Annotated in this window: 8 protein-coding genes and 1 pseudogene; 4 read left to right on the top strand and 5 right to left on the bottom strand. The window is 67.4% G+C overall.

The genetic code is table 11. From position 1 onward, the window contains the following. Positions 1-30 precede the first annotated feature (30 nt). From HFL01S_RS00810 to HFL01S_RS00800, 3 genes are all read right to left on the bottom strand, one after another. Positions 31-4,062: a PAS domain S-box protein gene (locus HFL01S_RS00810; RefSeq protein WP_066253290.1), complete on the bottom strand. Its 4,032-nt coding sequence runs from the start codon at positions 4,060-4,062 to the stop codon at positions 31-33. A 70-nt stretch (positions 4,063-4,132) separates the two neighbouring features. Further along, positions 4,133-7,426 (bottom strand): fused isobutyryl-CoA mutase/GTPase IcmF, encoded by a 3,294-nt coding sequence (icmF, locus tag HFL01S_RS00805; RefSeq protein WP_066253287.1) that lies wholly within the window; start codon positions 7,424-7,426, stop codon positions 4,133-4,135. A 39-nt stretch (positions 7,427-7,465) separates the two neighbouring features. Continuing rightward, positions 7,466-8,338: a PPK2 family polyphosphate kinase gene (locus HFL01S_RS00800; RefSeq protein ID WP_245644710.1), complete on the bottom strand. Its 873-nt coding sequence runs from the start codon at positions 8,336-8,338 to the stop codon at positions 7,466-7,468. Positions 8,339-8,472: 134 nt separating this feature from the next. On the opposite strand from HFL01S_RS00800, the gene HFL01S_RS00795 reads away from it, so the two are divergent. The 4 genes and pseudogenes from HFL01S_RS00795 to cqsA all read left to right on the top strand — a co-directional run bounded on the left by HFL01S_RS00795 (position 8,473) and on the right by cqsA (position 11,266). After that, the gene (locus HFL01S_RS00795) at positions 8,473-8,718 is read left to right on the top strand and encodes a metal-sensitive transcriptional regulator (RefSeq protein WP_066253282.1); all 246 of its coding nucleotides are present in this window, start codon (positions 8,473-8,475) and stop codon (positions 8,716-8,718) included. Between the two features lie 23 nt (positions 8,719-8,741). Beyond that, a pseudogene (locus tag HFL01S_RS25600) lies at positions 8,742-9,422 on the top strand (MBL fold metallo-hydrolase); the annotation flags it as partial. A 24-nt stretch (positions 9,423-9,446) separates the two neighbouring features. Further along, positions 9,447-9,857 carry a rhodanese-like domain-containing protein gene (locus HFL01S_RS25595; protein ID WP_245644716.1) on the top strand — a complete coding sequence of 137 codons (411 nt, stop codon included), beginning with the start codon at positions 9,447-9,449 and terminating at the stop codon, positions 9,855-9,857. 164 nt (positions 9,858-10,021) lie between these two features. After that, positions 10,022-11,266: an alpha-hydroxyketone-type quorum-sensing autoinducer synthase gene (gene cqsA / locus HFL01S_RS00785; protein WP_066253275.1), complete on the top strand. Its 1,245-nt coding sequence runs from the start codon at positions 10,022-10,024 to the stop codon at positions 11,264-11,266. On the opposite strand, the gene HFL01S_RS00780 is transcribed toward cqsA, so the two are convergent. Then, positions 11,254-12,240, bottom strand: coding sequence for a response regulator (locus HFL01S_RS00780; RefSeq protein WP_066253272.1), 987 nt, complete (start codon positions 12,238-12,240; stop codon positions 11,254-11,256). The genes cqsA and HFL01S_RS00780 overlap by 13 nt on opposite strands. Before the next feature lie 3 nt (positions 12,241-12,243). Then, positions 12,244-13,482, bottom strand: a complete 1,239-nt coding sequence (locus HFL01S_RS00775; RefSeq protein ID WP_245644709.1) for a sensor histidine kinase — start codon at positions 13,480-13,482, stop codon at positions 12,244-12,246. Between the last annotated feature and the right edge of the window lie 167 nt (positions 13,483-13,649).

Raw genomic sequence — 13,649 nt, 5'->3', positions numbered from 1 at the left:
GGCGGGACGTTCAAGCAGGCTTTCCCGCATTCAGGCCAGGGGCAGCTCGATCTCGAAGCGCGCGCCCTGACCGGGCGCGCTCTCGGCGCGGATCGTCCCGCCCATGCGTTCCACGGCCTTGAGCACCAGGGCCAGCCCGATGCCGGTGCCCGGAATCTGGTCCTGACGGTGCAGGCGCTGGAACATGCCGAAGATGCGGTCGTGGTGCTTCATGTCGAAACCGATGCCCTGGTCGGTCACGCTCAGCAGCACCCGGTCGCCGCGGGTCTGCGCCCCGATGCGGATGCGCGGCGCCTGGCCCGCCGGCGTGAACTTCAGCGCGTTGTCGATCAGGTTGCGCAGCACGATGGCCAGGCCCTTGGCGTCGGCCTGCACGTGCAGGCTTTCGGGCACCGGTATCTCCAGCACGCCCTGGCGGGTTTCGAGCTCGTCGCGGAACGGCGCTGCCACATCCCGCACGCACGCGGCCAGGCCCACCGGCCCGATCTGCTCGGTCATCTGCTGCAGCCGCGAGTAGGCCAGCAGGTCGCTGACCAGGCGCGACATGTGCAGCGTCGCACGCTGGATGCGGCGCAGGTAGTCGCGGCCCTGCTCGTCCAGCTGCTGCGCGTGCTCCTCCAGCAGCAGGGCGCTGAACCCCTCGATGCCACGCAGCGGTGTGCGCAGGTCGTGCGAGGCCGAGTAGGTGAAGGACTCCAGCTCGCGGTTGACGACCTGCAGCCGCTGCACGCTGTCGTGCAGCTGCTGGGTGCGCTCCTGCACCTTCATTTCGAGCTGCTCGGCCAGTTCGCGCAACCGGGCCTGGGCACGGCTGCGTTCCTGCAGGTTGACCAGCATCTGCGCGAACAGCTTGAGCAGCGTGATTTCTTCCTCTGCATAGACGTGGTCGCTGCGGACCGAGTCCAGGCCCACGTAGCCATGGCAGCCTTCCTGTCCGGTCAAGGGCAGGGTCATGAGGCTGCGGATGCCCTGGGCCTTGACGATGTCCTTGAGCGGGCCTTCGGGCATGGCCTGCACGTCGGGCAGGTACACCATCTCGCCCCGCTGGTGTGCGGCCACCCAGTCTTCGTCCCAGTCCATCGGCAGGTTCTGCAGCCGGGCCTGCTCGGAGGCAACGCCCTCGGCGCACCACTCGTGCGTGTTGGAACTGGTGCGGGCCTTGAAGTCGTAGTCGAACAGGTAGGCGCGGTCGGCGGCCACGAAGCTGCCCAGATCGCCCAGCGCTTCCAGGATCGCCTGGTCCATCTGCTGCAGGGGCAGGTTGATGAAGCGGCTGGCCAGGCGGAACAGCAGCAGCACAAAGTCGTTCATGTGCTCCCGCTCCCGCTGGACCTGCTGCTGCTCGGTGATGTCGCGCACCAGGAACATGCACTGGTCACCGCCTGGAAGCCAGGCCAGGCGGGCGTTGAAGTAGTGGGGGCCATCGGCCATCTCGATGCTGTAGCCCAGCTCCTGCAGTCCGTCGCTGCGGGCCCTGGCCATGGCCGCATGCAGGCTGGCTGCGAGCGGCGCGGGCATGACCTCGCGGATGGTGCGCCCCAGGAACTCCTCGGGCCGCCGATAGAGCTGTTCGGAGCCCGCCTGGTAGAACACGAAGCGGGCCTGTTCGTCCACCACAAACAGCATGTCCTTGAGCACGTCGAAGACCTGCTTGAGGGTGGCGTCGCGCTCGCGTGCGGTGGCCTCGGCCTCCCGCAGATCGGTCACGTCCAGGCAGGAGCCGACGTAGCCGACGAAACGCTGGTCGGCGTCGTAGCGGGGTCGGGCCTGTTCGTGCACCCAGCGGAACTCGCCGTCGTGGCGGCGCAGGCGGTACTCCATGCTGTAGGGCCGGCGCGCATCAAAGTTCTCGTTGAAGATCTTCTCGCAGCGGTCCTGGTCCTGCGGATGCAGGTCTTCCAGCCAGAAGGTGTCGCATTCGGTGGCCAGGTCGCGGCCGGTGAAGTCGAGCCAGGCCTGGTTGAGCCAGTCCGGGTGCTTCTGGTCGTCCACGGTCCAGGCCAGCCCGGCCGAGGCATTGGCCACCGTGTCCAGGTGTTTGAGGGTCTGTCGCTGTGCTTCTTCCAGCGCCTTGCGGTCGGTGATCTCGAAGGTGGTGCCCGCCATGTAGGTCACGCGGCCCATGGCGTTACGAAGGCCGCTGCCCCGGGTGTCGAACCAGCGCAACCGACCCTGGGCGTCGAAGGCGCGGAACTCGATGCGGAAATCGGCCTCGCCCCGGAGGAAACGGCGCAGGGCCTCGCGCACGCGGCGGCGGTCCTCCGGATGGATCAGCCCTGAGACGACCTGCTCCATCTGCTCTTGCGCGGGAGGCTGGTACCCCAGGTTCAGGAAGAACTCGTCGCTGGGCAGGATGAGGTCGCGCAGGAAGTCGCGTTCCCACACCTGCCCGTGCGAGGCGGCCAGCCGGAAGCGCTGCTCGTTGCGCTTGAGCGCCCGCTGGTCCCGTTCCAGCTGGGTGACGTCGCGGAACATCAGCAACAGGCAGTCGCCGCCGTCCCGCTGCACCCGTTCGGCGCTGTAGCGCACGTGGATCAGCTGGCCGTCGCCGCGGTGGCTGCTGCCCTCGACATCGCGCACGTTCTCGCCATGCTCCAGGGCATCGATCAGGCTCTGGTGGCGGATGGCGGTGTTCCAGAGCCCCAGGCCGGCCGAGGGCTGGCCGATCAGCTGTTCGCGCGAGCGCCCGAACAGCTCGCAGAAGGTGTCGTTGACCAGCAGCAGACGGCCGCTGTGCCACTCGCTGAGCGACATGGCCTCGGGTGCGGCCTGGAAGGCGGTCTCGAAGAGCTGCTGTGCGGAGTGCCGCAGGGCTTCTGCTTCGTGGCGCTCTGTGATGTCGCGCGTGATCACCAGGACGGTGGGGGCTTCGCCGGCCGACGCGGGTTCCAGTCGGGCCTGGGACTCCCAGAACCGCATGCCCCTGGGGCCGAGGTGGCTGAAGTAGAGGGTTTCGGCCTCCCCGCTGGCGAACACCCTTTGCAGGCAGCCGGTCCACTGCGCTTCGTTGTCGGGCGAGGCGCCCAGGGCGCTGATGGGGTGGCCGATCAGCGCCTCGGGTTTCAATCCGGTCGCCGCTTCGGTCGACGGGTTGGCATACAGCACACGACAGGCGCTGTCATAGCGCACGACCACATCGGGCATGTGATCGGTCAGGGTCTGCAGGTGGTGCTCGCTGCGGGCCAGCGCGCGCATCGAGCGGTGCAGGCGCCAGGCGCCGTGGGCCATGGCCGCGGCCACCAGCAGGGTGAGGCCCCAGGCCAGCGGCAGCAGGGTCCGCCAGCTGCTCAGCACGCTGTCGACCGACAGGGCGTACACCACGACCAGGCGGTCGGCTTCGCCGCCGAGGCGTTGGTAACCGACGATGCGCTCCACCCCGTCGATCATGGCCTCGGCCTGGAACACACCGGCGGCCTGGTGGTCCAGCGCGGAGGCGAGGTGGCCGCGGAAGCTGCGCCCCTGTTCCTCGGCCACCAGCGGGTGGCGCACCAGCACGGTGGTCGCCCCGTCGGGCTCCAGCCGGAACAGGCTCATGCTGCCGCCCTCGGGCAGGCCTTCGGATTCGAAGCGCGCCAGAACGGCGTCGCGGGGCAGCCACAGCTCGTAGGTTGCAAGGGCACCGGGCCCCGGCTGGCGCCACAGGAACGGCAGCACCCAGCGCCCGTCTTCCTCGCGGGTGAGTTCCGGCATCCACGTCCGTTCGGGAATGGCGCTAGCCTGTTCGCCTGGGGGCAGGCGGTGCAGTTCGAACGGCAGGCTCAGCGAGTCCACCAACAGACGGTGGTCGCCCAGCAGGTGGGGCGGCTGCAGTCCGGGCGAGAAGTGGCTGACTTCGATGGCGGCGCGACCCAGCCGGAAGGACTGGTCGAGCTCTGAGGCCAGGCGCCGGACCTCCCGCTGCGCCCGGGCCTGGGCGAGGTCCAGTGCCGCGTCCCGCTGGGCCATCAGCAGGACGGTGGCCAGTGCGACCAGCAGGCCGATGGACACGAGCACCAGCGCGACCAGCCCCCAAGGTCGGGTGTCGCCGCTGAACGGGGTGGTGGGCTCGCTGGGTAAGGCCATGAAGAGGTGGGCTGCTGTGCGTGGACCCATGTGGGTCATGGAGTCTAGCAACCCGGGGCCGGGCGGGGGCTCACATGTTCCGCCGGTACTGGCCACCCACCTCGAACAGGGCGCTGGTGATCTGGCCCAGCGAACAGCAGCGCACCGCGTCCATCAGCACCTCGAACACGTTCTTGTTCTCGATCACCGCCTGCTTCAGCCGCGCCAGCTGCACCGGGGCTTCGGCTGCGTGGCGGGTGTGGAAATCGGCCAGCCGTGCGAGTTGCGACTGCTTTTCCTCTTCGGTCGAACGGGCCAGCTCGATGGTCTCGGGCGTGGTGTCGCCGTGCGGGTTGCGGAAGGTGTTGACGCCGATGATGGGGTATTCGCCGGTGTGCTTGAGCATCTCGTAGTGCATGCTCTCTTCTTGGATCTTGCTGCGTTGGTAGCCGGTCTCCATGGCGCCCAGCACGCCGCCGCGCTCGGCGATCTTCTCGAACTCGGCCAGCACGGCTTCCTCGACCAGCTCGGTCAGCTCGTCGATGATGAAGCTGCCCTGGTTCGGGTTCTCGTTCTTGGCCAGGCCCCACTCGCGGTTGATGATGAGCTGGATCGCCATCGCGCGGCGCACGCTGTCTTCGGTCGGCGTGGTGATCGCCTCGTCGAAGGCGTTGGTGTGCAGCGAGTTGCAGTTGTCGTAGATCGCGATCAGCGCCTGCAGCGTGGTGCGGATGTCGTTGAACTGGATTTCCTGCGCGTGCAGGCTGCGGCCACTGGTCTGGATGTGGTACTTCAGCTTCTGCGACCGTTCGTTGGCTCCGTACTTCTCCTTCATCGCCACCGCCCAGATGCGGCGGGCCACGCGGCCCAGCACCGTGTATTCCGGGTCCATGCCGTTGCTGAAGAAGAAACTCAGGTTGGGCGCGAAGTCGTCGATGTGCATGCCGCGCGCCAGGTACGCCTCCACGAAGGTGAAGCCGTTGGACAGCGTGAAGGCGAGCTGGCTGATCGGGTTGGCGCCGGCCTCGGCAATGTGATACCCCGAAATGGACACCGAGTAGAAGTTGCGCACGTCGTGGTGCACGAAGTACTCGGCGATGTCGCCCATCACCTTGAGCGAGAACTCGGTCGAGAAGATGCAGGTGTTCTGGCCCTGGTCTTCTTTCAGGATGTCGGCCTGCACCGTGCCGCGCACATTGGCCAGCACCCACTCGCGGATCTTGGCGGCCTCGGTGTCGGTGGGCTCGCGGCCGTTCTCGGCCTTGAACTTCTCCAGGTTCTGGTCGATGGCGGTGTTCATGAACATTGCCAGGATCGACGGCGCCGGGCCGTTGATGGTCATCGACACGCTGGTGGTCGGGTTGCAGAGGTCAAAGCCCGAATACAGCACCTTCATGTCGTCCAGCGTCGCCACGTTCACGCCACTGTTGCCCACCTTGCCGTAGATGTCGGGCCGCAGGTCCGGGTCGTTGCCGTACAGGGTGACGGAGTCGAAGGCGGTGGACAGGCGCTTGGCCGGCATGCCTTCGCTCACCAGCTTGAAGCGGCGGTTGGTGCGGAAGGGGTCGCCTTCGCCGGCGAACATGCGGGTCGGGTCCTCGCCCTCCCGCTTGAAGGCGAAGGTGCCCGAGGTGTAGGGGAAGCTGCCCGGCACGTTGTCCAGCATCAGCCACTTGAGGATTTCGCCGTGGTCTTCGTACTGAGGCAGCGCCACCTTGCGGATGGTGGTTCCCGAGAGGCTCTTCGTGGTGAGTGCGGTGCGGATTTCCTTGTCGCGGATCTTCACCACGTACTCGTCGCCGGCGTAGGCTTTCTGCATGTCGGGCCACTGGGTCAGCAGCTTGCGCGCGGCCGGGTCCTGCTGCAGCTCGCGCGTCTGGGCCAGGTCGATGGCGGCTTCGGCGGCCTTGGGCTTGTCGGGTTTTGTCTCGGTCAGCATGCGGGCGGCGGCGCGCAGCTGCTGGATTTCGCGCGCCAGCTTGGCCTGTTCGCGCGCCCGCTTCTTGTAGCCACGCACGGTGTCCGAGATCTCGGCCAGGTAGCGGGTGCGTGCGGGCGGCACGATGGGCGTCTGGTTGGTGCTGTGGCGCACGTCCACCAGCGGCAGCTGGCCGTCGCTCAGTTTCAGGCCCTTCTCGATCAGTCGAGCCTTGAGCGCCTGGTAGAGCGCGGTCACGCCGTCGTCGTTGAAGCGCGCCGCCATGGTGCCGAACACCGGCATCTGGTCGGGCATGACGGTGAAGGCCTCGCGGTTGCGCTGCACCTGTTTGGCCACATCGCGCAGCGCGTCGGCCGCGCCCTTGCGGTCGAACTTGTTGATCGCCACGAACTCGGCGAAGTCCAGCATGTCGATCTTTTCCAGCTGGCTGGCAGCGCCGAACTCGGGCGTCATCACGTACATCGGAATGTCCACGTGCGGCACGATGGCGGCGTCGCCCTGGCCGATGCCCGAGGTCTCGACGATGATCAGGTCGAAGCCCGCCACCTTGCAGGCCGCCACCACATCGGGCAGGGCGGCGCTGATCTCGCTGCTGGTGTCGCGCGTGGCCAGGCTGCGCATGTAGATGCGCGGGCCCTTCTGCCAGGGCGTGATCGCGTTCATGCGGATGCGGTCGCCCAGCAGGGCGCCACCGCTTTTGCGGCGCGAGGGGTCGATGGAGATCACGGCCACGCGCAGCGCGTCGTCCTGGTCCAGACGGATGCGGCGGATCAGCTCGTCGGTGAGCGAGGACTTGCCGGCGCCGCCGGTGCCGGTGATGCCCAGCACGGGCACGGTTTTGCCAGCCGCCGCGGCGCGCACCGCATCGACCATCGCGGCGTCCGCTTTCCCGTTTTCCAGTGCCGTGATGAGCTGCGCCAGGGCGCGCCAGTTCATCTCGCCGTGGCCCTGGATCGCGTCGATGGCCTTGGGGGCGTAGGCGCTGATGTCGCGGTCGCAGCGCATCACCATCTCGCCGATCATCCCCTGCAGCCCCATCTTCTGGCCGTCTTCGGGGCTGTAGATGCGGCCCACGCCGTAGCTGTGCAGTTCGCGGATCTCGGCTGGCACGATCACGCCACCGCCGCCGCCGAACACCTGGATGTGTTCACCGCCGCGCTGCTTGAGCAGGTCGACCATGTACTTGAAGTACTCGACGTGACCGCCCTGGTACGAGCTGATGGCGATGCCCTGCACGTCTTCCTGCAACGCGGCCGTGACGACGTCGTCCACCGAGCGGTTGTGGCCCAGGTGGATCACCTCGGCGCCCATGCCCTGCAGGATGCGCCGCATGATGTTGATGGCGGCGTCGTGGCCATCGAACAGGCGGGCGGCGGTGACGAAACGCACCTTGTTCGTGGGGCGGTAGCTGGCCAGGGCCTTGAAGTCGGCGGACAGGTCGGTCATGGTGGGGTCTCTCTCGGGTGGGCTTGTCGGGATGAGCGGTCATTCGACCCGCAGCCCCTTGAGGGCCGGGTCTTCGGGGGGAAAGCGCAGGTCCAGCGCCTGGAGCGTGTCGCGCACGATGGTCGCGATCATCAGGTTGCGGTGCGTCTTGCTGTTGGCGGGCACCACGGTCCAGGGCGCCCAGGCGGTCGAGGTGGCTTCGAGCAGGTCCTCGTAGGCCTTCTGGTAGTCGGCCCACTGCTTGCGCACGTCCAGGTCGCCGAGGCTGAATTTCCAGTGTTTGGTGACGTCGTCCACCCGCTCCTGCAGGCGTTCGCGCTGCTCGTCGAAGCCGATGTGCAGCATGAACTTCAGCACCACGGTGCCGGTCTCGGCCAGCAGGCGTTCGAAGTCGTTGATGTGCTGGTAGCGCTGCTTGGTCTGCGCCGGGGTGATCCAGTCATTGACCACCGGCACCAGCACGTCCTCGTAGTGGCTGCGGTTGAACACGGTGATGTGGCCGGCGGCCGGCACCTGCTGGTGGATGCGCCAGAGGTAGTCGTGCGCGCGCTCGGGCTCGGTGGGCGCTTTCCAGCCCACGGTGTGCACGCCCAGCGGGCTGGTCTGGCCGAACACGCCGCGGATGGTGCCGTCCTTGCCCGAGGTGTCGGTGCCCTGCAGGATCACCAGCAGCTTGTGGCGGCCATCGGCGTAGAACAGGTTCTGCAGCTCGTCGATCTCGCGTGCCAGGGCCAGCACCTGTGCCTGGTCTTCGGCCTTGCTGCCCTTCGAGAAGGGTTTGTCCCCCGGGTCCAGGTCCTTCAGCCGGACCTGGCGCCGGGTGGGCCCGATCTGCCACCGGGCCCAGGCGCTTTCCGCCGGTGCGCGCAGCGCCGGGAAAGCCGCCTGGTCCATACCGTTCTGGGTGCTCATGAGGGTGCTTGTGGGTTGATTGACGTTTACGTAAACGTAAATTCGAATGTTAACGCAGGCCGCCCGGATGCACCATGGGGGAAGCCCGCCCAAGCCTAGAATCTTGCGGCCGCCGCCCTCAGAGAAAGAGACCGATGCCCACCGTCCACGACCCCGAACGCAAACGTGCCCTGGTGCTGCGCCTCAAGCGCGTCGAAGGGCAGTTGCGCGGCATCCAGAAGCTGCTGGAGTCCGACGCCGACTGCGAAGCCGTGGCCCAGCAGCTGTCGGCCGCCCGCAAGGCCCTGGACAAGAGCTTCTTTGCCATGGTCGGCTGCGTGATCGCCCAGGGCGACGTGCCGCCCGACGATGTGGCCGACATGCTGGCCCGTTTTTCCTGACCCACCGCCTTTCAGGTCCCGCCATGAAACCCATCCAGCTGTTCGACCCGGCGTCAAGCACCTACACCTACCTGCTGTTCGACCAGACCACGCGCGAGGCCGTGATCATCGACCCGGTGGACGAGCAGATCGAGCGCGACCTGACCGTGCTGCGCGAATACGGGTTGCGCCTGGTCTGGACCCTGGAGACCCATGCCCATGCCGACCACATCACCAGCGCCGGCAAGCTGGCCGAGCTGGCGGGCGCCCGGACGGCAGCGCCGGCGGGCTGCGGCATCGGCACCGCAGGTCGGCAGCTGCAGGATGGCGACGAGCTTGAATTCGGCGCCGAGCGCCTGCGCGCCCTGCACACACCGGGCCATACGGCCGGCAGCATGAGCTACCTCTGGCGCGACCACGTCTTCACCGGCGACGCGCTGCTGATCGGCGGCTGTGGCCGCACGGATTTCCAGTCGGGCAGCGCGGTTGACCTCTACCGCAGCCTCACGCAGGTGCTGTTTGCGCTGCCCGAGGGCACCACCGTCTGGCCCGGGCACGACTACCAGGGCCGCACCTCGTCCACCATCGGCCACGAGAAGGCCAGCAACCCGCGCGTGGCCGGCAAGACCGAGGCCGAATTCGTGGCCATCATGGACAGCCTGAACCTGCCCCGGCCGCGCCGCATCGACGAAGCCGTGCCGGCCAACCTCACCTCCGGGCTGCGCCACGACGCAGACGGCGTGCAGCTGATGCAGCCGCGTGTGGGGCAGGGCGGCTACGCGGGCGACGTCTCGCCCCAGCTGGCCTGGCAGTGGGTGCAGCAGGGCGAGGCGGTGCTGGTGGACGTGCGCACCGATGCCGAGCGCGAATGGGTGGGCTTCGTGCCCGGCGCGCTGCTGGCGGCCTGGAAGCAGTGGCCGGGCATGGCCATGAACGCCGGGTTCGACGAGGCGGTGCGCGCCGCCAGCGAAGGCGGGCGCAAGCTGGTGCTGCTGTGCCGCAGCGGTGTGCGCTCGATCGCGGCTGCTCGGCGCGCCACGGAACTGGGCCTGGAGGCTTACAACATCCTCGAAGGTTTCGAGGGCGATCCCGATGGCCATGGCCAGCGCGGCCGCAAGGGCGGCTGGCGCTATCACGGACTGCCCTGGCGCCAGAACTGAGAAGAGCGGGCAGACCGTTGCCGTCCGCAGGCGCGCCGCTTATCGGAAGGCCAGCTTCAAACTTGAGAAGAAAGCGTAACCACCCCTGATAGAGCTGACAGGTAGGGGGCCATTTTCATCCTACAAGTTTTTTCAATGGGTTCTTCTTTTTACAGGAGCACCCCATGGAACTGCTGGACCACGCCCTTGAAACGCAACGTCCTTCCCCCCGCCTGACGGCCGCGCTGGAGGCGCGGATCGAGAAGGATTTCCTGCCCCGCTGGAACGACCTGTGGCAGGGTCGGTTTGCGGTGCAGGGCGCACGCCCTGGCCCCAACTCGGTGCGCCTGGACGGCAACGACTACCTGTCGGTGTCCGGCCATCCGGACATCGTCCGCGCCCAGGTGGAGGCGCTGACCCGCAGCGGCAGCTTCGCCGTGCAGTCCGGGGTGTTCATGCACGACGAACACCCGACCCGCAACCTCGAACTCAAGCTCGCGCGCTGGGTGGGCAAGGAGGACGGGTTCGTGTGCCAGTCCGGCTACGCGGCCAATGTCGGCCTGATCCAGTCGGTGGCCAATCCGGAGACCCCGGTCTACCTGGACGGGCAGGCCCACGCCTCGCTGTGGGAGGGCGCCCACGCGGCCCGCGCTCCCTCGCAGGTGTTCCGGCACAACGACCCCCAGCACCTGGACAAGCTCATGAGCCGGCACGGGCCGGGGCTGGTGGCGGTGGATTCGGTCTACAGCACCACTGGTGCGGTGTGCCCGCTGCTGGAGATGCTCGAAGTGGTGGAGCGCCACGGCTCGATGATCCTGGTCGACGAGTCGCATTCGCTGGGCACCCACGGTCCCTCAGGCGCAGGCCTGTGCGCCCAGCTGGGCGTCACGGACCGGGTGCATTTCATCTCTGCGAGCCTGGCCAAGGCGATGGCAGGGCGGGCCGGCTTCTTCACCGCGCCGGACCGGCTGCGCTACCACATCCTCACCTCCAGCTTTCCCAACATCTTCAGCTCCTGCGTGCTGCCGCACGAAGCGGCCGGCCTGGCAGCCACGGTGGATGTGCTGCAGCAGGCCGACGCCGCGCGCGAGAACCTGCGGCGGGTGACCCGGCGCATCCGCAGCGCGCTGACCGAGATGGGCTACCCGATCGACCAGGGCACCGAGCAGATCATCGCGCTCGAAGCGGGGCCGGAGCCCGCCACCATCCAGGTGCGCGACGAGCTGGATGCGCTGGGGGTGCACACCGCGTTCTTTGGTGCCCCGGCCACCAGCCGCAACCGGTCTCTGGCGCGCATGACCCTGCACTCGGCACTGACCGAGGCGGAACTCGAACACGTCGAGTCGGCCGCCCGCCAAGTCGCGGACCGGGTCCGGCCCTGGGAGTGGGCGGCCGCCCGCCGCCAGCGAGCGGGTGCTCAACTGTCCTGAATGGTCCGCACGCCCTGCATGTCCAGGAAGTTGCGGTACGGGTAGATCGGCAGCGGCAGGTCGGTCTCCGCCAGCGGGAACAGGGCGCCGATGAGCTGATCGTCGTCGCCCACCGCAAAGGCTTTTTCGGTCCGGATCGGACCGCGCAGGCCCAGCTGCTGGTGCAGCTCGACCGCTGGAAGCAGCAGCCCTTTCTGGATGGCCTGCACGACGTCGAACCCCAGGCCCGCCGAGCGGGCCAGATCGGCCACGTCCTTCAGGCCGGCGGCCGGCTCCAGCTGCAGCCATTCGCAAAGCCCGTCCGGGGTGAGCCCCAGCATGCCGAACGGCTCATCGAGCACGACGTATTCGACCCAGTTCGAGCGGGCCCGGGTCAGCAGCGCCTCCATGATGGATGGCACCTCCAGCAGGGCCTGGTGATGGGACTGCATGGCCGTGCGCCAGACGGTGTTCAGCCGCGGATGGGCGCGGCGGGCCAGCTTGATGAGGGTGGTCATCAGGCGACCGGCGATGTCGGCGGTCTGCTTGGGGATGAACTGGTCGATCAGTCCGTTGTTGAAGGCCTTGATGGCGATCTGCTCGTCGGCCTGTCCGGTCAGCAGGATGCGCGAGCCCGGCCAGTCCACCAGGGTTTCGAGCACCTTCAGGCCGTCGATGCCGGGCATGGCGAAGTCCACCACACAGGTCTGCGCCAGCTGGTAGCGCGCCGGGTTGGAGCCCCAGTAGCGCAGCACCTGTGGCAGCAGATGGTGGCCGTGGCGCCAGCGGTCGATCATCTGCAGGTGGTGCCCCGCGTCGGCCTCCCAGCGCGCCGGTTCGTCGTTCATCCGGGCGATGAAAGCCGCCGGTCGTGAAAACAGTTCGACTTGCAGAAAGCTGGGCACGACCATGCCCAGCATCTCCAGATAGTCGATGTCGTCGTCCAGAAAGATCAGGCTTCCCGAACGGTGGTACAGCGGAAAGTTGAAGGCCATGGCTCAGTGTGTACTCGTGGGCGGGATGAAGGGGGCACGCTCGTCCCGCAGGGGCAGCACGATCGTGAACGAGGCGCCGTGACCGGGTTGGGACTGCAGGAGCAGGCGACCGTCCGACGCCTCCACCACGTTTTTGCAGAACGTCAGTCCCAGTCCGTTGCCGACACTGCTCTGCAGGGAGAAAAAGGGTTCGAAGATGCGGTGCTGCTTCTGCAGCGGAATGCCGGTGCCCTTGTCGGTCACCACGATCCTGCCCAGTCCGTCCTTGACCGTCACCTCCACGCGCAGGTCGCCCGGCCTGGGGGCGTCTCCGGATGCGGCCAGCGCATGCATGGCATTTTTGATCAGGTTGACCAGGACCTGTGAAAACTGGGCACGAGACCCCAGGAAGCCGAAGTCCTCTTCCAGAGCCAGCTGCACGCATTCGCGCTCGCGCGGGGAGCGGAAGGGGTACTGGCCGAGCACGTCCTGTACCAGCTCGAACGCCGTGAGGTGGGTGTTGGGCCGCGGCAGTCTCAGCAGTTGCGCGTTGGAGATCTGGGTATCGATCTGCCGGTTCATGCTGCGCACCAGGTTCTGCAGCCGCAGTGCGAGCTCCTCCAGCTTCTTGCGCTTGGGTTCGGGCACGTCGTGCTGGGCCAGACCTCGCAGCACATCGCCGACCAGGTTCACCGTGGCCAGTGGTGTGCGCAGCTCGTGCGCCATCACGCCCATGGTGCTGAGCGTGTTGATCAGCCGGACCCGGCGCAGGTTGGCGCCCGACATGCCCAGCATCAGGCTCATGACCAGGGCAAAGGCGATCAGGGTGAGGTTCTCGGGCTCTATGCCGACCCAGGTCTGCTGTGTGCCCGTGAGCAGGAACAGGCCCGCGGCCACCGCGAACCCGGTGATGCAGCCCAGCGAAGCCAGGCGCCAGTCGGTGATGTGGAAATAGATCAGGATCATGCTGCACACACTGGCCAGCCAGACCTTGTTGCCCTCGTTCATCAGGAACATCCACCCGAAGAACAGCGGCAGCTGCAGCCAGAAGATCAGTCCGTACACCCAGACGCTGGTCTTGGACTGCAGGTCCCGGTTCACACGCGGATGCAGCAGCAGCAGCCCGGTCAGGGCCAGCACCACCCGCACCGCAAACAGCTCGTACGGCTGCGGCAGCGCCTGGCCCCACAGCCAACCGAAGATGAAGTGCCCGCCGAAGGTGAAGACGCCCAGCCACTGGAGGCGGGCCGTCGAAGGATGCAAAATAGGCTCCAGAGGTGCATGGACAATTTCGTCCACCACCCAGCGCCAGAACCTCAGCCTGGCGTTATGAACCCTGAGACGGTCCCACTGCAACATGTATTCCTTCCAGCGTCGACCGACGTTGCCAGCCCACGGCCTTGAGGCGGGCGGGTCCATTGTCCCGGCAA

This window comes from Hydrogenophaga flava NBRC 102514 (assembly GCF_001571145.1).
In the GTDB taxonomy this organism is placed as follows: domain Bacteria; phylum Pseudomonadota; class Gammaproteobacteria; order Burkholderiales; family Burkholderiaceae_C; genus Hydrogenophaga; species Hydrogenophaga flava.
This window is presented reverse-complemented; position numbering and strand designations above follow the sequence as displayed.

Coding starts and splice junctions, on each gene's coding strand:
- HFL01S_RS00810 (WP_066253290.1), bottom strand. CDS start 4,062: ATGGCCTTACCCAGCGAGCCCACCACCCCGTTCAGCGGCGACACCCGA.
- icmF (WP_066253287.1), bottom strand. CDS start 7,426: ATGACCGACCTGTCCGCCGACTTCAAGGCCCTGGCCAGCTACCGCCCC.
- HFL01S_RS00800 (WP_245644710.1), bottom strand. CDS start 8,338: ATGAGCACCCAGAACGGTATGGACCAGGCGGCTTTCCCGGCGCTGCGC.
- HFL01S_RS00795 (WP_066253282.1), top strand. CDS start 8,473: ATGCCCACCGTCCACGACCCCGAACGCAAACGTGCCCTGGTGCTGCGC.
- HFL01S_RS25595 (WP_245644716.1), top strand. CDS start 9,447: ATGCAGCCGCGTGTGGGGCAGGGCGGCTACGCGGGCGACGTCTCGCCC.
- cqsA (WP_066253275.1), top strand. CDS start 10,022: ATGGAACTGCTGGACCACGCCCTTGAAACGCAACGTCCTTCCCCCCGC.
- HFL01S_RS00780 (WP_066253272.1), bottom strand. CDS start 12,240: ATGGCCTTCAACTTTCCGCTGTACCACCGTTCGGGAAGCCTGATCTTT.